We start from the raw sequence: 23,726 nt of genomic DNA, 5'->3' as shown, positions 1-23,726 counted from the left end.
CTGCGGGGGCCGACGTCGGAAACTTCGCGGGGCCGGAGGCGCGACGGGATGCGACGCGCCTCCGACAACCCGCGTTTGTTTCCAGAGCCCGGGCTAGGAGCCGTTGGCGGCGGCGTCCAGCAGGGCTTCCTTCCGCGACAGGCGGATGCGGCCCGAGGGGTCGATCTCGATGCACTTCGCGAGCACCTCGTCCCCTTCGCTGACGACGTCGGTCACCTTGTCGACACGGCCCTCGGCCAGGTGGCTGATGTGGATCAGCCCGTCGGTGCCCGGGAAGATCTCGACGAAGGCGCCGAAGTCGGTGATGCGCTTCACCTTCCCCAGGTACACCCGGTCGAGCTCCGCTTCCTGGGTCAGCTCGGTGACCATGCCCTCGGCGAGCTCCAGAGCCGCCGTGTCGGGCGAGAAGATCGTGACGATGCCCGCATCGTCGATGTCGATCTTCGTGTTCGTCGCTTCCTGGATGCCGCGGATCACCTTGCCACCAGGCCCGATGATGTCGCGGATGCGGTCGGGCTTGATGGTGATCATCTTCACCCGCGGCGCGTATCGCGAGAGCTCGGTGCGCGGCTGGAAGTCCACCAGCTCGCCAGCCGTCTCCTTCTCCATGCAATCGAGGATGTGCAGCCGACCCGCCCGGGCCTGATCGAGGGCTCGCTCGAGCACGGTCCAGTCGACGCTTCGGATCTTGATGTCCATCTGCAGGGCGGTGATGCCCTCGCGCGTGCCGGTGACCTTGAAGTCCATGTCACCGAGATGGTCCTCGTCACCGAGGATGTCCGAGAGGATCGCGACCTCGTCGCCTTCTTCGATCAGCCCCATCGCGATGCCGGCCACGGGCGCCTTGAGCGGCACACCCGCGTCCATCATCGAGAGAACCCCGCCGCAGACGGTGGCCATCGACGAGGAGCCGTTGCTCTCGAGCGTCTCGGACACGATGCGAATCGTGTACGGGAAGGCCTCCATGTCCGGAAGCACCGGCATGATGGCGCGCTCGGCGAGGTTGCCGTGGCCCACCTCGCGTCGCCCCGGTCCCCGCATCATCCGCGCTTCGCCGACCGAGAAGGGCGGGAAGTTGTAGTGGAGGTAGAAGGGCTTGTCCTTGCGCTCGGTGAGCGAGTCGATCGTCTGAGCGTCCGACTTGCCGCCGAGGGTCGTAAAGACCATCGCCTGGGTCTCGCCGCGCGTGAACACCGCGACACCGTGGGGTCGCGGCAGAGCGCGCACCTCGCAGGCGATCTGCCGGATCTCGTCGCTCTTGCGCCCGTCGATCCGAACGCCGTCCTGGATGATCCGCTTGCGCATGAGATCGGAGCGCAAGTCGTGGAGGATGTTCTTCACGTCCCCTTGGAGCTCGCGCAAGCCGTTCTGTCGATCTTCCACCGCCGCCAGAGAGTCGAGCTTCGCGGGTTCGTCGCGATAGGCGGTGACGAAGCCGTCGATCACTTCCTTCTCGACGGCGGAGATCGCGTCGTAGCGCTCGTGCTTCGCGACGATGCGCACGGCCTCGGAGAGCTGAGCCTCCGCCTGAGCGCGCACCTTCGCCTCGAGGTCGCTCTTGTCGACGGCCTCGGGGACGACGATCTTCGTCTTCCCGACCTTCTTCGCGAGTCCGTCGATCTCGTCGATCGCGTTCACGATCTCACCGTGGGCGCGCTTGAGTCCCGCCAGGATCTCGGGCTCGGGCACCTGATCCGCGCCGCCCTCGACCATCACGAGTGCACCGCGGCTCCCGCAGACCACGAGGTCGAGGTCGCTCTCGGCACTCTCTTCCGGCGTGGGATTGATCAGCCAGCGATCCTGGTCGGCACGTCCCATGCGGACGGCAGCGATCGGCCCGAGGAAGGGCATCTCCGAGATCGACAGCGCCGCGGAGGCACCGATGAACGCCGGAATGTCCGGCGTGTTCTCACCGTCCGCCGACATCACCGTGGCGATGATCTGGGTCTCGTCGTTGTAGCCGTCGGCGAAGAGCGGACGGATCGAGCGGTCGATGAAGCGCGACACCAGGACCTCGCGGTCCGACAGTCGCCCTTCCCGCTTGAAGAAGCCGCCCGGGATCTTCCCGGCAGCAGAGGTCTTCTCGACGTAGTCGACGACGAGCGGGAAGAAGTCGATCCCGGGGCGGGGCTTCGAATGCGTCGCCGTCACGAGCACGACGGTGTCACCGTAAGTGACGAGTGCGGCACCGTGGGCCTGCTTTGCCAAGCGCCCGGTTTCGATCGTCATCGGGCGACCACCGAAATCGAAGGTGATCGTTTCCGGTTGGAACCAATAGTTCGGCATTTCCTTGCATCTCCTGCCCGGGTGCACGTGGGCACTTCGGGCGTGTCGTGGGCAACGCTGGGGAGATGGTTTCGGAGACGCGCGAGGAATGCGGAATCGGTGATGCGCGAAACCGGGCGCCGGATGGCTACCGGCTTCGCGTATGACGGACTTCCGCATTCCGCGACGACGCACTCCACGTCGCCCGGATGGGTGGAGGCGACTTCGCCTCCGGTTCTTTGGTGCGATCCACGCTGGGATCGCTCGAACTCGCTCCGCTTCTCTTGAATCCCTACTGACTCTCCCTCGTGGAGAGCCCCGGATGGAGCGAGTGGCTGCGCTCGCTAGCGGCGCAGACCCAGTTTCTGAATCAGGGTCTTGTATCGGTCGGGTGAAGTCCTCCGCAGGTAGGTGAGGAGCCGACGGCGCTGGCTCACCAGCTTGAGCAGACCGCGCCGCGAATGGTGATCCTTGGCGTGGCCCTTGAAGTGTTCCGAGAGACCGTTGATGCGCTCGGTCAGTAGTGCGACCTGCACCTCGGGAGAACCCGTGTCCTTGTCGTGGACGCGGTGGGAATCGATGGTGGTCTTCTTGTGGGCGCTCGAGATCAACGCTGAACCCTCGGTCGAAATATCGGTGATCGGTGGGGGAAGTGGAGTCGCGGGGAGGTGTGAAGACCTGTCCCGGACCTTCGACCGCTCGCTCGGTGTGCACCCGAAGGTGTCGGAGCTTCTGTTCCGAGCGCTCGTGAGCGCGGGGTCGGAACGTGAGCGGGCGCGAAACCCTAGAGAATGCGGGAGTCTTGCAGAGCTACCGGCGCCCCGCAAACGGCTCTAGCACCCGCACCGGCCGTAGCCGCCGTCCGGGCCGGAGCTCGAGGACCGCAACCACCTGTCCCTCGCCGTCGTGTCCGACGCAGCGGGAGCCGGGCGCGCCGCCGCCAGGCTCGGCCGCGATCTCCGAGCCCTGGGTGATGGCCTGGATTTCGTGGGGATCCAGCCTCATGGCCGGCAGGCCCAGCGCCTCGAGGGGCGAGACCAGCCGCTTCTCGAGTCCGCCGCTCTCCGCCTCTTCCTTGAGCGTCTCCGGCGGGGTGGCCTGATCCAGGGTGAAGGGTCCGCTGCGGGTCCGCCGCAGGTCGGCCAGGTGAGCCCCGCAACCCAGGCGATCACCCAGGTCGGCCGCCAGCACGCGGACATAGGTGCCCCCCGAGCAGTCCACCTCGATGTCGAGGCGGGGCGGGTCGTATTTGCAGAGCTCGAAGCGACGAATCGAGATCGTCTTCGGCTCGCGCTCCACCTCTCGCCCCTCGCGGGCGAGCTTGTGGAGCGGGACCCCATCCTTCTTCACGGCGCTGAACATCGGCGGAACCTGCTCGATGTCGCCGAGAAAGCCCCGCATCGCCTCGCGAATCTCGGACTCGTCGGGCCAGGGTCCCTCCCGCTCCTCCAACACCTTCCCCTCGGCATCGAGGGTGTCGGTGATCACGCCCAGGCGAATCGCGCCGGCGTACCCCTTCTCGCGATCCTGGACGTAGGGCACGAGCTTCGTGGCCGCGCGCACCGCCAGAGGCAGCACGCCGGTCGCGAGCGGATCGAGGGTGCCGAGGTGTCCCACGCGTCGGGTGCCCAACCAACCGCGCGCCGCATCGACGACGTCGTGGGAAGTCCAGCCGGCGGGCTTGTCGACCACCAGGAAACCCGAGGGCCCGGGCGCCTCGCGGCTGCGATTTCTATTCCTCCGTGCCATCGGCACGCTCCTCTTGGATTCCTGGCGCGCCTTCGCGCGGCGCGGCGCGATCCTCTCCGGCCAGACTTCCCTCGGATTCCGCGGGAAGTTCGGGGGAGTCGGTTCGCGCATCCTCTTGCGCCGCGCCGTCGGGCGCGTCGGGGTCGGACACGTCTCGCAGCACCGAGAGTGTCTGGGTCCCCAGAACGAGCGACGGATCGTAGCGGAAGTGCAGAGCGGGCATGCGTCGCAGGGGCAACACCCGTGCCGCCCGGTGACGCAGGAACGACGCCGCGCTCTCGAGGCCCTCCTGGCAGCCCTCGAGGTCGGCGTCGCCGGCGTTCGCGTCGAGCGCACTCCAGAAGATCGTGGCGTTCGCGAGGTCCGGCGAAACGTCGGCGCGCGTCAGCGTCACCAGCCCCACGCGGGGGTCGGTCACTTCCTGTCGCACCAGCTGCGCGAGCTCGGAAAGCAGCTGGGATTCGATGCGGGCCGTACGACGCGACACTCAATCCTCGCTCTCGGAAAAGACGTCCATACTCTCCGGGTCCCACGGGCGCTCATCGTGGGGAAGGTCGACGATCTCGATGTCGGTCGAGAGCACCTGGGCCAGGTGCAGGTCTTCGACGAAGACCCCGGCCCGCTCCAGGACCTGGCGCGCCTGGGCTTCATCGGCCGCCGTCGCCGCCATGCCGATCACCGCGTACTGCCAGGTGTCCTGGCCCCCGATCTCGGAGACGGCGAGGTTGAATCGGTTGCGCAGGCGCCGGACGATCGAGCGGACGACGCCGCGTTTCTCCTTGAGGGATTGGCACCCTTCGATGTGGAGTTCGACGACGCTGGCGCCGACGATCATTCGAGGGTCGCCGGCTTCTCCTCGATGACGTAGGTCTCGATGACGTCGCCGATCTTCACGTCGTTGTAGCCCTCGATCCCGATACCGCACTCGAAGCCGGCGTTGACCTCACGCGCGTCGTCCTTGAAGCGCTTGAGCGAACCGACCTTGCCCTCGTAGATCTGCACACCGTCGCGGAGCAGGCGACACAGGCTGTTGCGCCGGACGGTGCCTTCCGAGACGTAGGAGCCCGCGATCGTGCCGACCTTCGGCACGGTGAAGGTGTCCCGCACCTCGACGCGGCCCTCGAACTTTTCGCTGATGGTGGGCGGCAGAAGGCCCGCCATCGCGAGTTTGATCTCGTCGACCACCTCGTAGATGATCTTGTAGGTCCGGATCTCGACGCCCTGCCCTTCCGCCGACTTCCGCGCCGCCGGGTCCGGGCGCACGTGAAAGCCCACGATGATGCCCTCGCTGGCCTTGGCCAGCATGACGTCGGTCTCGGTGACGGCGCCGACGCCAGCCAACAGCACGTCCACCTTCACGGCGTCCGTCGATAGCTTGAGGAGAGCGTCCCGCAGCGCCTCGACCGAACCCTGGGTGTCGGCCTTCACGACGATCGGCAGCTCCTTCACGCCGCCGCCCTCCGCCTGGGCGAAGAACTCGTCGAGGGACACACGCCGCGGGGTGGTCTTCGGCCGATCGCGCTGCTCCGACTCGCGGTGGGAGATGATCTCCTTCGCGACGCGCTCGCTCTCGACCACGTGGAAGGGGTCACCCGCGTTCGGCACCCCGGTGAGGCCGGTGAGCTGGACCGGCACCGACGGGCCCGCTTCCTTCGCACGCTTCGCGTGCTCGTCTTCCATCGCACGCACGCGGCCCCAGGTCTGGCCGACGACGACGATGTCGCCGCGCTTCAGCGTCCCCGACTGCACCAACACCGTCGCGACCGGGCCGCGGCCCTTGTCGAGACGCGCCTCGAGCACGACGCCCGAAGCGCGCTTCGCCGGGTCCGACTTGAGTTCGAGGAGCTCGGACTGGAGCTGCACCATCTCGAGCAGCTTCTCGAGACCGGTGCCCTGGGTCGCCGAGACCTCGACGGTGATGATGTCCCCGCCGAACTCTTCCGCGACCAGGTTGTGCTCCATCAGGCGCTGGCGCGTCTGCTGCGGATCGGCACCCGGGAGGTCGCACTTGTTGATCGCGACCACGATCGGTACTTCCGCGGCCTGGGAGTGTTCGATGGCCTCGATCGTCTGAGGCATGATGCCTTCGGTCGCCGCCACCACCAGGATCACGAGGTCGGTCACCTTCGCGCCGCGCGCGCGCATCTCGGTGAAGGCCGCGTGGCCGGGCGTGTCGATGAAGGTCAGGGTGTCGCCGCTCACCTGCGCCTGATAGGCGCCGATGTGCTGGGTGATGCCGCCGGCCTCGCCCGCCACGACGTTGGCGTTGCGAATCGCATCCAGCAGCGACGTCTTGCCGTGGTCGACGTGGCCCATCACCGTCACGACCGGCGGACGCGGCTGCTGGTTCTCGTCGTCGCTCGACTCGGGCGCCTCGAAGAACTCCTGCTCCTTGAAGCCCGTGTCCTGGACCTCGAAGCCGAAGTCATCGGCGAGCTTCGTCGCCGTCTCGACGTCGATCATCTGATTGATCGAGACCATCGTGCCGAGGGCCATCAGCTTGCGCTGGATCTCCGGCGCCTTCGAACCGAGCTGTCGGGCGAGTTCGCCGACCGAGATGGTGCCCTCGATCCGCAGGATGCGCTTCTGCGCCGTCGCCGCCTTCGCTGCAGCGGGCTTGTTGAGCGCGTCACGTCGCTTGCGACGCGGCGACACGGCCGTGCGCGGATCGACGGTGACCTGGCGACGCAGCGGCGCGGCGCGGCTGGTCGCCTGGCGCGCGAGTGTCTCTTGCTCGCGCAGGTTCACCACCTCGCGGACGAGCTTCCGCTGACGGCCCGAGCGATCCGGCGCGCCGGTCCCGGTGCGCTCGCCACCTCCGCCGGGACGTCCGCCGGCGGGTCCACCACTCGAGGTCCCGGTCGCGGGACGCTCCTGGGTCTCTTCCTTCTTCGCCGCGATCGGCGCAGGCGTCTCCTCGACACCCGGTGCCGGGGTGGGGGCGGACTCCGGCTCGACCTCGGATTCGGGCTCGACCGTGGGCTCGGTTTCGGGCGTCTCGGCCGGCGTGTCTTCCGCGGGCTCGGACGCAGGCGCCTCTTCGGCCACCGGCTCCGGTGCGGGCTCCGGCTCGGGCTCCTTCACCTTCTTGCGTCGGCGAATGACGGCAGCCCCACCCGACGCCGTCACGCGGCGTTCGGTGACCACCTTCCCCGAGTCGCTCGGCTTGCCGAGTTTCTCGCGCAACAGAGCGGCGGTCTCCTCATCGACGGCCGCCATCGCGTTCTTCAGCTCGACGCCCGCGGCGCCGGCGCGATCCACGATGTCGGCCCGGTCGATGCCGAGTTCTTCCGCCAGCTTGTACGCTCTGATGTTCGCCATTCCGCCCTTTCGCGTTCGAATCGTTCGATCGCCCGCGTTCAGCTTGCGTCGCTCTCCGCGCCGCTCGACGCCGCGGCGGCAGCCGCCTCTTCCGCCGCACGACGCGCTTCTTCTTCTTCCTGCTGCCGCTTCTGCTCGGCCAGCTCGACTGCCCGCGCCTTGATCGACGCGGCGCCACCCTCGTCGATCCCCGGAAGCTGCAGCAGCAACTCATCTGAGCAGCTGGCCAGATCCTCGAGAGACGCGATGCCCTGCTGGAGCAGCACCTCGGCGTCGGCCTCACCGCAACCCTCGACCACCGACACCGCTTCGGCGAGCCACTGCGCCACTTCGCGCATCTTCGACTCGCTCTTGATGTCGATCTTCCAGCCGGTGAGCTGCACGGCCAGACGCACGTTCTGGCCCTTGCGCCCGATCGCGAGGGAGAGCTGATCGTCCGGCACGATCACGTCCATGGACTGGGCACCGTCGTCGATGATCACCTTGGACACGGCGGCAGGAGACAGCGCCGAGCACACGTAGCGGGCCGGGTCCTCGCTCCACGGCACGATGTCGATGCGCTCGCCGCGCAACTCCTGGACGACCGCCTGCACCCGGCTGCCCTTCATGCCGACGCAGGCGCCGACCGGGTCGACGTCGTTGTCGCGGGAGGAAACCGCGATCTTCGAGCGGCCGCCGGGCTCTCGGGCCGCCGCCTCGATCTTCACGATGCCCTCGTAGATCTCGGGCACTTCCTGCTCGAAGAGCTTCGTCAGCATCTCGATCGCAGTGCGCGACAGGACGATCTGCGAACCCTTCGTGTTCTTGTTGACCTCGGCCACGTAGGCGCGGACCCGGTCGTTCGGCCGGTAGTTCTCGCGCGGGACCTGCTCCTTCGGAGGAATCACGGCTTCCGCGCGTCCGAGGTCGACGATGATCGCGCCCTTCTCGAAGCGCCGAACGATGCCGTTCACGATCTCGTTGGCGCGATCCTTGTACTCCTCGAAGACCGTGTCGCGCGCGGCCTCGCGGATGCGCTGAATGATCACCTGCTTCGCCGTCTGCGCGAGGATGCGACCGAAGCTCGAAGTGTCGACCTTCACGCCAATCTCGTCGCCGACCTCGGCATCCGGGTCGAAGCTGCGCGCGTCGACGAGGCTGATGTGGGCATCGTTGTCGGTGACTTCGTCCACCACTTCGCGGAACTCGAAGAGCTCGATCTCACCGAGGTCTTCGTTGAAGCGCGCGTCGATCTCGGTGTCGACGCCGCGCTCGCGCTTGGCGGCCTGCTTCATCGCCTCCTCGAGGGCGGCGATGATCTCCCTGGCGTTGATGCCCTTGTCCTTCGCGACCTGATCGATTTCGCGTTTCAGACCGATCATCGTGTGCTCCCCTCACCCGCCGTCTGCAGGATCACGTCTTCGCGCCGCGGCGCTTGCCAGCGCGCGGCGGGCCCTCGCCCGTCGTCGGTGCGAAATCCGCGGCGGTGACGTCGTAGATCTGCTGCGCGCGCGCCACTTCCTCGAAGGGCACGGCGAAGGTCTCGCCATCCACTTCGATGCTGGCCCGCGCTCCGTCGAAGTCCAACAAGCGACCCCGAAAGCGGCGCCGGCCGTCCAGCGGTCGCCGCGTTTCCAGTGAGACCTCCGCCCCCTTGGCAGCGGCGAAGTCCTTCTCGCGGGCCAACACCCGGTCGAGCCCCGGTGAGGACAGCTCCAAGCGATAGCTGCGCTCGATCGCGTCCTCGGCGTCCAGGTGTGTCTCCACCTCGCGCGACACCTCGGCACAGCGGTCCACCGGTACGCGCCCATCGCCACTCGGTGTGTCGATGATGATGCGCAGCAACCACGGCGGCCGGCCGCGCCGCAGCGTCACGTCCACGAGTTCGAAGCCGTTCGACTCGACGATCGGCTCGATCAGCGCACGCAGCTCCGGCGGGATGTCGCGATACACGGTTTTGCAAGGTCTGTCTGCCCGGTTCGGGCCCCAAAAAAAGAAAAGCGGACGGAGCGCCCACTTCCTGGTGAGGCCCGCTCCCTCCGCAACGCCCGCTCTCGATCGATGGATCGCGCGACGCGTCAGCGGGAGTCGTCTCCCCCTCGAGCACCCGCGCCTCGGCTCCCTGCGCCCATCTCGGCACCCGACCGACACCAGGAAGATGTCGACGGGCCCGCGACGCGCCTCGGGAAACCCCGGCCACGGATGCGACTCCGTTTTGTAAGCCCGCGAAATTTATCAAAGACCCCTGCCGACGCAATCAAGCGCCCGGGTCCGGGACGGAGCGCGGGGTTCCTACTTCCCCTCGGGGAGCTCCAGTGCGCCGGTAAGGTCCGCGAGGCGCGCGAAACCATGGCGCTCGGCGTAGACCACCAGGCCATCGGCAATCTCACCGGCCAACGATGGCTCCAGGTAGTTCAGGGTCCCGACCTGGACGGCCGTGGCCCCACACAGGAGGAACTTCACTGCGTCCTCCGCGGAGGCGATCCCCCCCATGCCACAGATGGGGATCGAGACGGCCCGGCTCGCCTGATAGACCATCCGCAAGGCGATCGGTCGGATCGCCGGCCCGGAGAGCCCGCCGAGCACGTTCGAGAGCAGGGGTCGCCGGGTCTCGGGGTCGACCTCGAGGGCCTGGACCGAGTTGATCAGGGACAGGCCGTCGGCCCCCTCGCCCTCACAGACCCGCGCCATCTCTGCGATGCTGGTGACGTTCGGTGAGAGCTTCACCAGCAGGGGCAGATCCGTCGCCTGCCGCACGGCCGCCACCAGCTCCCGCAGGACCGCCGGGTTCTGACCGAACTCGATGCCCCCACTCTTCACGTGCGGGCAGGACGCGTTCACCTCGAGCCCCACCACCTTGGGTGCGCCGGTCAGGCGCTTCGCCACCTCGGCGTAGCGATCGATCTCGGTCTCGAAGAGACTCGCGACGACCGCGACCCCTTCGGGCAAGGCGGGCAGCTTCTCCTGGATGAACGCATCGACGCCGACGTTCTCCAGTGAGATCGCGTTGAGCATGCCTGCCGGGGCTTCGGCGATCCGCACCGGTGGGTTCCCGAAGCGCGGTTCGAGGGTCAGACTCTTCGCCACGAAGCCGCCGAGCCGCGTCAGATCGAGGAACGGCGCGAACTCGGTGCCGTAGCCGAAGGTACCCGACGCGGTCAGCACCGGGTTGCGCAGCTGCATGCCGCCCAGGTCGACGCGGGTGTCCACGCTCACGGCAGACCCGCCCAGGCGACGTCGGCGCCGCGAAACACCGGGCCGTCGCGGCAGACCAGCGCGAACCCGCCTTCGCGCAGCGGCGCCGCGCAGCCGAGACACACGCCGAAACCGCAGGCCATCGGGTTCTCGAGGGACACCCAGCAATCGCGCCCGGCTTCGGCCGCGAGCGTATGCGCGGCCGCCATCATCGGGGTCGGTCCGCAGGCATAGACGCACACCGTGGGATCCTCGAGCTCGGGCGCCAGCAACTCGGTCACGCGACCGCGGTGGCCGCGCGAGCCGTCCTCGGTGGCGATCGCGACCGGGACTCCCAGCGCCTCGAAGTCGGCGTCGCCCATCAGGTCGTCGGCACTGCGCGCGCCGAGGCAGACCCGCACGCCGATGCCCCGGTCGCGCAGCCGCTGGGCGAGCGTGTACACCGAGGCGATGCCGGTGCCGCCGGCCACGAGGACGGCACGCTGGCCCGGCGCCGGATCGGCGAAGCCCCGACCGAGCGGCCCAACGATCCGCACCTGGGCCTTCGGCCGCAGCTCGGCGAGGAGCGCGGTTCCTCGGCCGTGCACCTTGAAGAGGATCTCCACCTCGCTGCCCGCCTCCCGGTAGACCGCCATCGGGCGGGGCAGCAGCGGGTCGCGTCGCAAGGTGCCGCCCACCTCACCCGGGGAGAGCATCGCGAACTGTCCGGGCTCGGAACCGGGCCAGCCCGGGACGTCGAGACGCAGCCGATGGTTCGTCCCGCCCTCGTGCTCCAGGGCGGTCACGGTCGCGAGCGCGCGCAGCGGCGTCGGACGCGTCGGCTCAGCCACGCTCCACCTCGATCCCGAACGACTTGATCTTCCGCGAGAGGCTCTCGCGCGCGAGCCCGATCGCCTCGGCCGTGCGCGAGATGTTCCAGCCGTGCTCGGCGAGCCGGGCCATCAGGAACTCGCGCTCGAAGCTGCGCTTCGCCTCGTCGAGGGTCGCGAGTGCGGCGCCGTCCTCCGACGGTCCGAGGCGCACCGCTTCCGGGAGATCGTCGGCGTCGATGCTGGCCTTCGGGGTCATGATCACGAGACGCTCCATCATGTTGCGCAGCTCGCGGACGTTGCCCGGCCAGCCATAGGCCTGCAAGAGCTTCATCGCCTTCGCCGTCACCTTCTTCGTCTTGAGCCCGGCCTCCGCGCTGAACTCCTTCGCGAACTCGCGGGCCAGGATCGGGATGTCGCCGCTGCGCTCGCGCAGGGCCGGGACGCGGAAGGGGATCACGTTCAGGCGGTAGTAGAGGTCCTCTCGAAACCGGTCCTTCTCGATCTCTGCGACGAGGTCCTTGTTCGTCGCGGCGATCACCCGCACGTCGACGTCGTGCGTCTCGGTGCCACCGACGCGCGAGAAGTTCTGTTCCTGCAGGATGCGGAGCACCTTCGCCTGCGTCATCAGGCTCATGTCGGCGATCTCGTCGAGGAAGATCGTGCCGCCGTGGGCGAGCTCGAACTTGCCGATCTTCTGGCCGACCGCGCCGGTGAACGCGCCCTTTTCGTGGCCGAAGAGTTCGGACTCGATCAGCTCCTCGGGGATCGCCGCGCAGTTCACCTCGACGAAGGGCGCCTCTGCACGCTTGCTGCGCGCGTGGATCTGTCGCGCGACGAGCTCCTTCCCTGTGCCGTTCTCACCGGTGATCAGCACCCAGCCGTTGCTGGGCGCCGCCACCTCGATCTGCGCCACGAGCGCCGCCACCTCGGGCGAGTTGCCGAGGATCTCGTGGGCGCGCAGAGTCTCGGCGCGCAGCTCCCGGTTCTCGCGTTCGAGCCGCGAGTGTTCGAGCGCGTGCTCGACCGTGAGCAGCACCTTCTCGAGGGAGAGGGGCTTCTCGATGAAGTCATAGGCGCCGTGCTTCGTGGTGCGCACCGCGGTCTCGACGGTGCCGTGGCCGCTCATCATCACCACCGGCAGCGCGGGCCAGCGGTCGCGAAGCTCTACGAGGATCTCCACGCCGTCGCGACCCGGCATCGCAATGTCGAGCAGGACGAGATCCGGGATCCCGTCGCTCGCCATCGACGCGATCGCCTCTTCACCGTCGCACACGGCGGTGGTGGCGAACCCCTCGTCCGAGAGGATCCCTGCCAGCGACTGCCGAATGCCTTCTTCGTCGTCGACGATCAGGATCCGGCTCAACGCGCCCCCCCTGCGCGCTGCCGGTCGATCTCGACACGCGGAACCGGCAGTTCGATCACGAAGCGCGCCCCCGTCGGTTCATTCGGTTGGACCCGAATGTAGCCGTGATGATCGGCGATGATGCGCGACACGATCGCGAGCCCGAGACCGGTGCCGCGATCCTTCGTGGAGTAGTAGGGCTCGAAGACCCGGCGACGATCCTGCTGGGGGATCCCGATGCCGTCGTCGGCCACCTCGATCCGCACGCTCTGGAGCTGGGGATCGAAGGCACTCTTCACTCGGACGTGGCCGGCCGGCGCGTCGCCCTCGACGGCGATGCGCCGTCGCACCGCGGCCACCGCGTTGTCGATCAGGTTCGTCAGCGCGCGGCGCATCTGTTCGCGGTCGATCTCGAGGGCGGGCAGCCCCGCCTCGAGCTCGGTCTCGAAGAGCACGTCGTCGGTGCCCGCGTAGCTGGCGATGGCCTCGGAGACGATCCGGTTCAGGTCGTCGGGCTGGAGCTGCGCCGCCGGGAGCCGCGCAAAGTTCTGGAACTCGTCGACGAGCACCTTCAGCGTGTCCACCTGAGTGGTGATCGCCTCCACGCACTCGTCGAACACCTTCTCGTCTTCGGTGCGCTCGGCGAACCGATCGTGGAAGCGGCGCCGCAAGCGTTGGGCCGAGAGCTGGATCGGCGTCAGCGGGTTCTTGATCTCGTGCGCGATGCGGCGGGCGACCTCGCGCCAGGCGGCCATCCGCTGGACCTTCACGAGCTGGGTGTAGTCGTCGAAGACCACCACGGTTCCCAACCGGTCGCCAACCTCGTCCTGCATCACGGTCAACGTGACGAAGAGCGTCGCCACGTCGTCGTCGAGGGGCACCTGCACCTGGCGGCGAATGCTCTCGCGCACGCCCGGGCGCAGCACGCCGGTCAACTCTTCGATGACTTCGATCAACTCGGGTCGGTTTGCGACCTCCGAGAGCTTCTGGCCCAGGAGACCGGTGCCGGCTGGAATGCCGAGGAAGCGCTGGGCCGACGGGTTGATGGTGCTGACCCGCCCCTCGGCGTCCACCGAGACCACGCCGGCACCGACGGTGCCCAGCACGATCTCCATGTAACGGCGCCGGCGCTCGAGCTCGGTGGCCGAACGCTCGAGACCGCTGCGAGCCGATCGGAGGTCACCGATCATCTGGTTGAAGGAGCGCACCAGGAAGCCGATCTCGTCATCGCTCGACGCCTGCACCGACACGTCGAGGTTGCCCTTCGCCACCTCGGCCGTGCCCTCGGCGAGAGCGCGGATCGGTCCGGTCACGCCCTTCGCGAGCCGGAACCCCATCCACAGTGCGAGCATCAAGACGACGCTGAACGCCAACAGCAGCTCGAGGAGGTAGGCGCCGCGGATATGGCCGGCCGTCGGCTGCAGGCGTCGATACTCGTCGAGGGTGGAGCGGATGCTCGCCACCTTGCGCGCCTGGGAGAACGGGATGAGCACGTTCACCACGACCGCGCCGACGGCCTCGCCCTCGCGGAACGACGACGGAATCGGAACGGCGCCTCGCACGACGTCGCCGCTGCCGACCTCGTCGACACGCCAGTTGGCGCCGCCGTCGATGGCGGCCTGCACCAGGTCGCTGTCGGGACGCGAGAACGCCGCCGCCGGAATGTCCGGATTGATGCCCGACACGAGTTCTTCGCCGGTGGCACTGAACACCTCGACGACGCCGAGGTTGTACTCGCGCTGCTTCACCTTCACGAGGGCTTCGAGATCCGAGAGCCCTTCTTCGCGCATCAAGCGCTCGGTCGTGATGTGCTCGGCGATGCGTGCGCCGTAGAAGAGCGCGTTCTGCGCGGTCGACTCGTAGAAACTCTCCGCGACCTCACCGCTCTCCTCGAGGGCGCGATCGACCTGCACACTGAACCAACGATCGATCGATTGGGTGATGAAGAACGCGGAGACGGCGAAGAGCCCCGAGGTCGTGACCAACGCGATGAGCACGAAGGCCGCCACGAACTTGAGGTTGAGGTGGCTGCCGAGAATCCCCCGGCGACGCTCGCCGACCAGCTTCCAGAAGTTGCGGGTGACCAGGAACCCGAAGATCAGGATCAGGATGACCGTGATCGCGTTGAGGAAGAGGAACAGACCGCTGTCGCCGACGCCCTGTGTGACACCGGTGATCGGAGGCAAGAGCAACAGGGCAACCACCGCCGCGATCAGGATCAGCGCGATCCAGAACTCGCGGACGCGACGCCGTCGTTCGGCCACGGGCAAGCGCGGCCGTCCGCCGGACGGAACCGGGGCGCTCGAACTCGGATCGCGCGGCGCGTCTTCGGACAAGGCGGTTTCTCGCGATGCGGGCGCCGGCCCGCGGGACAGATCGGCAGGGCGCCCGGAGGTGCCGCTGTAAGTTACCGAAACGGATCATGAATTGCCGTTCCCACCAGCGTCGATCCACGTCAAGCCGAGGGCCCTGCAAGCCGATGCGTACGGCAACGCTTTTCGGTTTGGAGGCGGGCACTTGGCGCTCTCGACGGACGATCGGAACGAAACGGCTCGGGAAAAGCGGGAGAGCATCTCCCAGGAACCCTTCGCCACCTCGGACGCGGCCCAGCAGGCCGAGGAGTGGGCGCGCACCGCCGCGGCCTCGACCGGCAAGGAGTCGGCCAAAGCCCTCGTCAAACAAGCGGATTTGCTCGAGAACCAACTCGGGCAGCCGGAGCGGGCGACGGCCTTGCGGCGTCGCGCGCTGGTCAACGACCCCTACCAGCCCGACGCCCTGACCTCGCTGGCGGCCCAGGCGGTCGCCTCCGACGACTGGGTGCTGCTGTCGCTGCTGCGCGCGCGGCACTTCGAGATCGCCGAGCCCGGGGCGCCCCGGGTGGAGATCGCGCTCGAGCTGGCACGCCTCGAGGGCGAGCGCCTCAGCAATCCGGCCAGCGCCCGCGGCTGGATCCTGCGTGGCCTCGAAGAGGCCCCGGGCGACGTCCGTCTCCACCGTGCGCTCGTCGACCTCGAGCGTCACCAGGAAGACCCGAACCGCCTGCTCGACCGCCTCGAAGAGGCGATTCGCGTCGCACCGGAGACCGCCGACGTCGACCTCCTGATGGAAGCCGCATCGTTGCAGATGGAGCAGGGGAACACCCAGGCCGCCCTGCCCCACCTCGAGCGCGCGGCGCGGCGCGACCCGGAGAACGAGAACGTCCTCGACGCGCTGCTCGACCTGCTCGGGCAGCTCGGTCGCCACCCGGAGCTCGCCGACGCCCTCGAGCGACGCGCCGCACTCGCCACCCACGACAACGAGATTCGCGCGCAGATCCTCACCGAGCTGGGCGCGCTGCACGAGAACCGACTCTTCGATCGCGATGCCGCCCTCGACGCCTACGAGCGCGCCCACTCGATCGACCCGAACACGCCCGGACTCACCGAGACCCTGGCGCGACTCCACGCGAAGGGCAGCGACAGCAGCGGCGGCGACGCCACGGATGCGGGCGGTCTCGAAGCCGCCCTCGCCGCCTACGAGCGCGAAGCGCAGGTGACCCCCGACCGTGAGCGCCTGGGTTCGCTGGTGCGCGAGATCGAACGCCTGCAGCGCGAACGCGGCACCCCGGAGGCTGCGATCCCCTGGGTCCAGCGTTGGCGCCGCGCGGCTCCCGAAGCCGCCGCGCCGCTGCGCTTGCTGGCGGAGCTCCAGGAAGCGTCGGGCCACGAAGACGATCAGATCGCGACGCTCGAAGCCCTCGATGCCCTGTTGCCGCCGGAAGACCAGATCGAGAACCGGCGTGCGCTCGCTTCGCGCTACGAGGCCCAGTCGCGCACGGCCGACGCCGAGCGCACCTTCGCCCGGGTCCTCGCGTTGGCACCGACCGACCTCGCGAGCCTCGAGGGGCGGGTCCGCGCCCTGCGCAGTCTGGATCGCACCGAGGCCCTCACCGACGCCCTGACCCAGCTCTGCGATCAGCAGGAAGGAACCGCCCGGGTCGAGACGCTCTCGGAGCTCGCCCAGGTCCACCGGGAGCGCGGCGACGCATCGCGTGCGATCCACGTCCTGCAGCGCGCCGAGCGCGAGGACGCGACCCACGAGCCGGTGCGCGACCAGCTGGATGCCCTGCTCGAAGACCAGCAGCGCTACGAAGAAGTCGTCGAGCGGTTCGCCGCGCGCGCCCGCGCGCTGCCCGCCGACGCCAGCATCGCGCTCGACCTGCGTCGTGCCGAGCTGCTGAGCGAGCGACTGCAGCGCTTCGACGAAGCGGCCGCCCTGTATCGCCAGGTACTGGAGCGCGAGCCCGGTTCCGACGCAGCCTGTCAGGGGCTCGAGGCGGCGCTGCGCGCGGCCGACCAGCCCGAGGCGCTGGCGAACTTCCTCGCGGAACAGGCAGAGCGCATCGGCTCCGACGACGAACGCGACCGTTTGCTCTTCGAACGCGCCGTCCTGCTCGAGGAGCGCCTCGAGGCTCCGCGGGACGCGCTGCCGATCTTCGACCGGCTGGTGCGCGAGACCGACGTCGCCTCCCTGCGCGCGCCGGCCAGCGAGCGTGCCGAGGCCCTGCTCGAGCGCTTCGAGGAGTGGTCGGACCTGCGATCCCTGCTCCAGCGACGGCTCGGTCGGGACGCGAGCGAGGACATCGGGCTCCACGAACGCTTGGCCCGCCTGTGCGCCGATCGACTCGCCGACCGCTCGGGCGAAGTCGCCCACTGGGAGCGGGTCGTCGCCCTCGACGCGAACCGCGCCGACGTCTGGCAGATCCTGTCCGGACGCTACGAGCAGGAAGGACGCGTCGAAGACTGGGCACGCGCACTCGAAGCCGAGCTCGCCACCGGTGTCGACACCGAGCGCGAACTCGGACTGCGCGGGCGACTCGCCGAGGTCTACCTGCAGCGACTCGATCGCGCCGAAGACGCTCACGAGCAGTACCGCCAGATCCTCGAACTCGAACCCGGACACAGCGTCGCGGGTCAGTACCTGCTCGACCTCTACGAGGAGGAGTCGCGCTACGAGGAGATGGTGCGCCTGCTCGAGGGTCGGCTCGCCGCCCTCGGCACCGACCTCGAGGATCCCCAGGCGATCCACCGTCGAACGGCACTGCAGCTCCAGATCGCGCACGTGCGCGACTCGCGCCTCGACGACCTCGAAGGCGCCATTTCTGCTCTGGAAGTCGCGCTGGCCGAGGTGGGTCACGACCCGGTCGTGACCGAGCCGCTCGCCGCGGCCTACCTGCGCGCGGAGTACACCCAGGATCTCGTCGAGCTCTGCCGCGACGCCGCCGATGCGAGCGAACAGCCGCTCGAGCGCGCCAACTGGCTGGTGCGCCTCGGCGACGCGCACCTCGCCCGCGAAGAGCGCTCGGCCGCGGCCGACGCCTACCGCCGCGCGCTGACCGAGCGCCCCGGCGATCGCGCGGTCGAGGCCTCGCTGCGCGCCCTGCATCGCGCGCTCGGTCGCACCGAACCGCTCACCGAGCTGCTCGAGTCAGAGCTGCGGCATCTGGCCGGCACTGCCGAGGTTCCCGTGCGACTCGAACTGATCGAGTTGCTGCGCGAGTCGCGTCCCGCCGACGCCCTGGTGCACGCGCGCCGCATCCTCGAGCTCGCCCCGCGCCACGCCGACGCCTACGCGGCCGCGCGCGGCCTCGCCTCTTCGCTCGGGCGCCCGGCCGAGCAGCTGGCCCTGATCGAGGAATGGGTGGCCCGCGCCCGCACACCCCAGGAGCGCGCGGAAGCAGAGGTGCAGAGCGCGCGACTGCTGGCCGGCCCGCTCGAGCGCGCCGACGAAGGCATCGAGCGCTACCGCGCCGCGCTGTCGGCCGACCCCGGCCAGACCGCCGTGCGCGGCGAACTCTGCGCACTGCTGGAACGCGAAGCGCGCTGGGAAGAATGGCTCGATTGCTGGGCGATCCAGATCCGAGCAGCAGCTCCCGAGGAGCGCGCGACGAAGGTCGAACAGGCCGCGAACATCGCCTGGGACCGCATCTCGCCTGCGGCTGCGCTGCCGTGGCTCGAGCGCCTGCGTCTCGAACGACCGCAGGACCCGGACGTCGTGTCGCGGATCTCGCTCGCACACCGCGAGAGCGGCGATCGCGAAGCGCTGATCCGTGCCCTCGAAGCCGAAGCCGCGCTGGTGAACGACGAAGGTCGCGCGCGACGCCTGCACCTCGAACGTGCGCGCCTGCTCCGCGAGACGGGCGCGGCGGGACGCGCACTCGCCGCACTGGGCGAAGCCGGGCGTGACGCCGAGGCGCTGCGGATCCGCGAGTCGCTCGAAGCCGAGCTCGGCCTTCATGCCGAACGGGCACGGACGCTCGAAACCCTCGCCGGCCTCGGCACGCCCGACACCGAACTCCACTGCGAGCTCGCGAAACTCTACGCCGAGTCCCTGGGCGACCAGGATGCCGCGACCCGCCACTGGCAGCGCGCTCTCGAGCAGGTGCCGGCGGGCGGCGCCCAGCGCATCGAGATCCTGCGCGCGCTCGCCGACGCCGAGCAGCGCGTGGGCCGCGTCGCCAACTGGGCGCGATACGCGGAGCAGGAGCTCGCGGCGCTCGGTGACGAACCGGTGTTCGACGATCGCCGCCGCGAGATCCGGCGCGCGCTCGCGATCGCGTACGACAAGCAGCTCGGGCGAGCCGACGCCGCCATGCTGCACCTGCGGGCACTGCTCGACGCCGGCGACGAGAGCCTGCTCGGCACCGAAGCCCGCGACCAGCTCGAGCGCGCCTATCTGGGCCTGTTGCGCCAGGGTGGCGACGACGTGGAACTCGAGCGCTGCCTGGTCCGACGTCTGGAGCGGGTGGGTGGCGACGCCGCGGATTGGCTCGAGCTCGCCGAGCTGCGCGAGGAGACCCTGCGTCGAACCGGCGCGGCCCTCGAAGCCTACCGCCAGGTGTTGTCGATCGATGCCCATCAGCTGGACGCCCTGCGCGGCATGCGCCGCACGGCGGAGCGCCTCGGCCGTTGGGACGACGTCGCGTCGGCGTTGGAGCGCGAGATCAACGCCGACGAAACCGAGGGGGGCGATCGCGGTCGCCTGTATCACGCACTCGGCGACCTCTACTGGCACCGGCTGCAGGCCACGACGAAGGCGAGCCGCTGCTACGCCGCCGCGCTGGAGGCCGACGCTTCGGACTTCGCGGCGCTACGCGCCCTCGAGCGCCTGCTCGAAGCCATGGAAGACTGGCGCGGCGCCCTCGATCTCTACGAGAGCGAAGTGGAAGTGCTCGGCGACGCCAACCCGCATCGGCGTCGCGAGATCTGGCTCCACACCGCCGAGCTCGCGCGCGATCGCTGCGACGACCCGGAGCGCGCGCGCACCGCGCTGCGCCGCGCGGCCGAGATCGAACCGCTCGAGGCCCCGCGTCTCCTCGATCTCGCCACGCTCCACGAGCAGGTCGGCGACGTCGAGGCCTTCGTCGACAGCTTCGAGCGCTGGTGCGACCACCCGGAAGCCCGTGCGACCGGCGCCGACCACCTGCGACTCGCCCTCGCCCTCGAAGAGCTGGGATCCCAGGAGCGCGCGCTCGCGCGCATCGAGCAGTCCGTGGGCGCAGACCCGAGTCTCCCGAAGGCCTGGGACGCAGCAGCGCGCCTCCGGGCGGGCCATGGTGATGCCGCCGGCAGCGCCGACGCCCTGTGCCGCGCCGCAGACCATCTGCCCGACGGCGACGCGGCCGAGCGTCTGCTCGAAGCCGCCGAGCACCTGTCGGGCGAAGACGCGCCGGCCGGTCTGCGACTCGTTCGGGAAGCGACGCGACGCAGCCCGGACCACGCGCTGGCCCAGGCAGCACGCGCTTGCCTGGCCGGCGAACTCGGGCACGACGAAGAAGCCGAGCGCGCCGCCGAGGACGCCCTCGGCAGCCCGACCGCAGACAGCCTGTGCACCGAGGAGCGCGCGATCGTCGCGCGCGCGGGCGCGGAAGCCGCGATGCGGCAGGGCCGCGCGTCGGCCGCGGCAGCGCTGTACACGAAGGCACTCGAGTTCGATCCCGAGGATCTGGCCACGGTGGGCGCTTACGGAGAAGCCCTCTCGGCACTCGGCGATCACCTCGGTGCGCGCGACATGCTCACCCGCCGACTCGAGGCGCCCGAGCCCTATCCCCAGCGCGCCCGACACCACCAGCTGCTCGGGCGCTCGCTCGAAGTGGCCGGCGAGCCCGACGCGGCACTCGGCCAGTACGAAGCGGCGCTCCGCGAGAACGCCAACCAGCCCGACGCGCTGGAGGGCAGCGTCCGTGTCCTCGAAGCCCTGGATCGGGTCGACGAGGGCATCGCCGCCATCGAACGCTGGGCCGGAGCCGCGGATCAACCCGCAGACAAGGCCCAGCGCCTGCTGCGCGCCGCCGAGTGGGAACTCCGCCAGCCCGGTCGCGAAGACAGCGCCGAGCGACGACTGCGTTCGGTGGTCCAGGCCGACGCGAGCCTCGCGATCGCCTGGCGATCGCTGGCCCAGCTCCAGCTCGACGCGGGTCGCCTCGCGGAAGCCGTGGAGTCTTCCGATCGCGCCGCTTCCGAGGTCTCCGATCCCGCCGACTTCGGGGCCCTCGCCTGGATCCAGGGACGCGCGCTCGAAGAGCAGGGCGCGCGGCGCGAAGCCGCCGAGGCCTACGGGGTTGCCGCGGAGAACGATCCGCACTGCACGGAAGCCATCCTCGCCCAGGCCCGCCTGCTGCGTGGCTTCGGGGAGTGGCGCGAAGCCGCCGCGGCGCTCGCCGCCTTCGCCGAACGCCACCCGGGCGACGACAGCGCCGCGCTGGCGGATGTCTACGAACAGCTCGGTCGCCTGCGGGCCGGCCCGCTCGAAGACCTGGCCGGCGCCGTGCTGAGCTACCGCCGCGCCATCGAGCTCGCGCCGGACCGGCTCGAAGCCCGCGCCGCACTGGCCGAGTTGCTGAGCCATCGGCCCGGCGACTGGGAGGAGGCCCTCGAGCACCACCGTCGCGTGCTCTCGGTGGAGCCTACGCACGCCGGCTGTCTGCGCGTCGCGCTACGCATCGCACGCGGTCGCAGCGACCCGTCGCTGGTCGCCACCGGTGTCGGCATCCAGCGCGCGCTCGGTGTTGCCTCGGCCTACGAGGGAGAGGAAGCCGCGCAGGGAGCGGCGCCCTTCGTGTCACGCGAACCGCGTCTGCGCGATCGGCGCTTCGAGATCCTGCGTCAGCTCGCCGTCGAAGCGGCTCCCGAGATCTCGACCGCGCTCGGCGCCGCGCGCCCGGCGGCGCCCTCGAGCCCGGGCGATCCGGCGGCGGCCTTCCGCAACCGAATGCTCGAGGTCCAGGGAGAACTCTCGGCCCCGGCGCTACTCACCCGCTCGAGCCAGGAAGTCGGCGAGGCGATGCGCCTGGTCGTCGCGCTGGCCCTCGAGCCCGAGCACGTGCGGGGCGACGGTCAGCTGGTGAACGCGTTGTCCGGGGCGCTCGGCAAGCGCCGGCGCCGCAAGCTCCGCCGACTGCTCGGCGAGAACGCATCGCCGCAGGACTTCGCCGGGGTCGATTTCGCGGAGTGGCACATCGAGCTGCGAGCACTCGCCGCGGCCGAGGCGCTGCGCCGCGAGACCACGACCCTGCGCACGGCGATCGTGGCCCTCGCCGCCGAGGAATACGACACGGCCGACCTCGAAGGCGAGACGCACCTGGCGCCGCGGGTCGAGGACGACGCCGTCGCGCGCGCCTTCGTCCGGCGGGTCGTCGACGATTGGCTGGGTCGCCTGTGAGCTTCCGTCGCAACCCGAGACCGCGGGTCCGGCGCCGCTATCCGCGCCTGACGGTGCGGGTGGACGTCCGACTCGAGATGCCGGGCGAGGTGATCGAAGCGGTCGCCACCACGCTGGGTGCGGGCGGACTCTTCGTCGCGACCGACCGGCGATTGCCGCGCGGCACGCTGATGGGCGTGCGGTTCCGGATGCCCGGGGACGACCGCCTGCTCGAACTCGACGCGCGGGTCGCCTGGGGTTCGAGCCCGTCGACTCAGGACGCCTCGGCCGGGATCGGCATCGAGTTCGTGGACAAGGTCGCGCGCACGGAGCTCGCCACCCTGCTCGAAGAATGGGCGCAACAGCGACGCGAGTCGCTGGTATCAGGAGCGCGCCAGGCCTGACCAGCGGGTGAGGTCGAAGCCCTTCCGGCGCGAACCGGCCTCCACCACCGTCCAGGCATCCGGCGTCTCGAGGATCGCCGTCACCAGACGCTGGTGCATCATGTGGCCACCGCGCTCGGCGCGGACGTGACCGCGCACGCCGAGACCGAGCAGCGAGAGATCGCCGCAGAGGTCGAGCACCTTGTGGCGCACGAACTCGTCGTCCCAACGCGTGCCTTCCGGGTTCACCACCTTCTCGTCGTCGAGGACGATGGTGTTGTCGAGCGAGCCACCGCGGGCCAGACCCGCGTCCCACATCGCCTGCACTTCGCGCAGGAAGCCGAAGGTGCGTGCGGCCGAAATCTCGCGCTCGAAGCGCTCGGGCGTGAGCGGCCCCAGCTCGAGGTGCTGGGTGCGGATCGCCGGATGATCGAAGTCGACCATGTACGACACGCGGAAGTCCCGAGCCGGCTCGATGCTGATGCGGCGATCGCCGTCCACGACCTCGATCTTGCGGCGCACCTTGAGCATGCGGCGCGGCACGCGCTGATCGAAGATGCCGGCGGAGCGAATCAGGTAGACGAAGGGAGCCGAGCTGCCGTCCATGACGGGGATCTCGGGCCCATCGATCTCGATGCGAACGTTGTCGACGCGCAGGCCACAGAGTGCCGCGAGCAGGTGCTCGACCGTCGCGATCGTGGCGCCGTCGCGTCCGAGGGTCGTGGCCAGAGCCGTGGAGACCACCTCGCTCGAGCGGGCCGGAATCTCGACCGGCTCCCCGAGGTCCGTCCGCACGAACACCACGCCGGTGTTCGCCCGCGCCGGATGCAGGGTCAGCTGGGTGGGCGCACCGCTGTGCAGGCCCACGCCCGTGCAGGACACCTTCTCTGCGATCGTCCGCTGAAACAAGCCGTCTCCCCCTCTGCCGGCTGCGTCTCCAGGGGTGGGAGCGCTGCCGGCGGGAGTCCTTGAAGCAATCCCCGTGCCGGATCTCTTCCAGAT

At 69.6% G+C, this 23,726-nt stretch carries 15 protein-coding genes; 2 read left to right on the top strand and 13 right to left on the bottom strand.

The window, feature by feature from the left end:
* Positions 1-93 precede the first annotated feature (93 nt).
* The 12 genes from pnp to AAF430_00155 all read right to left on the bottom strand — a co-directional run bounded on the left by pnp (position 94) and on the right by AAF430_00155 (position 14,999).
* The gene (pnp, locus tag AAF430_00210; protein MEM7408639.1) at positions 94-2,286 is read right to left on the bottom strand and encodes a polyribonucleotide nucleotidyltransferase; all 2,193 of its coding nucleotides are present in this window, start codon (positions 2,284-2,286) and stop codon (positions 94-96) included.
* A gap of 323 nt (positions 2,287-2,609) precedes the next feature.
* On the bottom strand, positions 2,610-2,876 hold the full coding sequence (gene rpsO, locus AAF430_00205; protein MEM7408638.1) for a 30S ribosomal protein S15: 267 nt from the start codon (positions 2,874-2,876) through the stop codon (positions 2,610-2,612).
* Between the two features lie 199 nt (positions 2,877-3,075).
* Positions 3,076-4,014 carry a tRNA pseudouridine(55) synthase TruB gene (gene truB, locus AAF430_00200; protein MEM7408637.1) on the bottom strand — a complete coding sequence of 313 codons (939 nt, stop codon included), beginning with the start codon at positions 4,012-4,014 and terminating at the stop codon, positions 3,076-3,078.
* Positions 3,998-4,501 (bottom strand): 30S ribosome-binding factor RbfA, encoded by a 504-nt coding sequence (gene rbfA / locus AAF430_00195; protein MEM7408636.1) that lies wholly within the window; start codon positions 4,499-4,501, stop codon positions 3,998-4,000. Before rbfA ends, truB begins: the two co-directional genes overlap by 17 nt.
* Entirely contained in the window at positions 4,502-4,849 is a 348-nt protein-coding gene (locus tag AAF430_00190) for a DUF503 domain-containing protein (GenBank protein MEM7408635.1), read from the bottom strand.
* Positions 4,846-7,335, bottom strand: a complete 2,490-nt coding sequence (gene infB, locus AAF430_00185; protein ID MEM7408634.1) for a translation initiation factor IF-2 — start codon at positions 7,333-7,335, stop codon at positions 4,846-4,848. The genes AAF430_00190 and infB overlap by 4 nt, the downstream gene beginning before the upstream one ends.
* A 38-nt stretch (positions 7,336-7,373) precedes the next feature.
* A complete protein-coding gene (nusA, locus tag AAF430_00180; GenBank protein ID MEM7408633.1) occupies positions 7,374-8,696 on the bottom strand; it encodes a transcription termination factor NusA in 1,323 nt (440 codons plus the stop codon).
* A gap of 31 nt (positions 8,697-8,727) precedes the next feature.
* Complete coding sequence (locus AAF430_00175) at positions 8,728-9,267, bottom strand: ribosome maturation factor RimP (protein ID MEM7408632.1); 540 nt, start codon at positions 9,265-9,267, stop codon at positions 8,728-8,730.
* Positions 9,268-9,606: 339 nt separating this feature from the next.
* Complete coding sequence (locus tag AAF430_00170; protein MEM7408631.1) at positions 9,607-10,530, bottom strand: dihydroorotate dehydrogenase; 924 nt, start codon at positions 10,528-10,530, stop codon at positions 9,607-9,609.
* Entirely contained in the window at positions 10,527-11,339 is an 813-nt protein-coding gene (locus AAF430_00165) for a dihydroorotate dehydrogenase electron transfer subunit (GenBank protein ID MEM7408630.1), read from the bottom strand. The genes AAF430_00170 and AAF430_00165 overlap by 4 nt, the downstream gene beginning before the upstream one ends.
* Positions 11,332-12,684 (bottom strand): sigma-54 dependent transcriptional regulator, encoded by a 1,353-nt coding sequence (locus AAF430_00160; protein MEM7408629.1) that lies wholly within the window; start codon positions 12,682-12,684, stop codon positions 11,332-11,334. Before AAF430_00160 ends, AAF430_00165 begins: the two co-directional genes overlap by 8 nt.
* Positions 12,681-14,999 carry an ATP-binding protein gene (locus AAF430_00155; GenBank protein MEM7408628.1) on the bottom strand — a complete coding sequence of 773 codons (2,319 nt, stop codon included), beginning with the start codon at positions 14,997-14,999 and terminating at the stop codon, positions 12,681-12,683. The genes AAF430_00160 and AAF430_00155 overlap by 4 nt, the downstream gene beginning before the upstream one ends.
* Before the next feature lie 181 nt (positions 15,000-15,180).
* Here AAF430_00155 and AAF430_00150 point away from each other — a divergent pair, with 181 nt between their 5' ends.
* The gene (locus AAF430_00150; GenBank protein ID MEM7408627.1) at positions 15,181-22,362 is read left to right on the top strand and encodes a tetratricopeptide repeat protein; all 7,182 of its coding nucleotides are present in this window, start codon (positions 15,181-15,183) and stop codon (positions 22,360-22,362) included.
* Positions 22,359-22,745: a PilZ domain-containing protein gene (locus tag AAF430_00145; GenBank protein ID MEM7408626.1), complete on the top strand. Its 387-nt coding sequence runs from the start codon at positions 22,359-22,361 to the stop codon at positions 22,743-22,745. The genes AAF430_00150 and AAF430_00145 overlap by 4 nt, the downstream gene beginning before the upstream one ends.
* On the opposite strand, the gene lpxC is transcribed toward AAF430_00145, so the two are convergent.
* Entirely contained in the window at positions 22,725-23,633 is a 909-nt protein-coding gene (gene lpxC / locus AAF430_00140) for a UDP-3-O-acyl-N-acetylglucosamine deacetylase (GenBank protein ID MEM7408625.1), read from the bottom strand. The two genes, AAF430_00145 and lpxC, sit on opposite strands and share 21 nt — an antisense overlap.
* Positions 23,634-23,726: the final 93 nt, after the last annotated feature.

It is taken from the genome of Myxococcota bacterium (genome assembly GCA_039030075.1).
Classification (GTDB): Bacteria; Myxococcota_A; UBA9160; order UBA9160; family SMWR01; genus JAHEJV01.
This window is presented reverse-complemented; position numbering and strand designations above follow the sequence as displayed.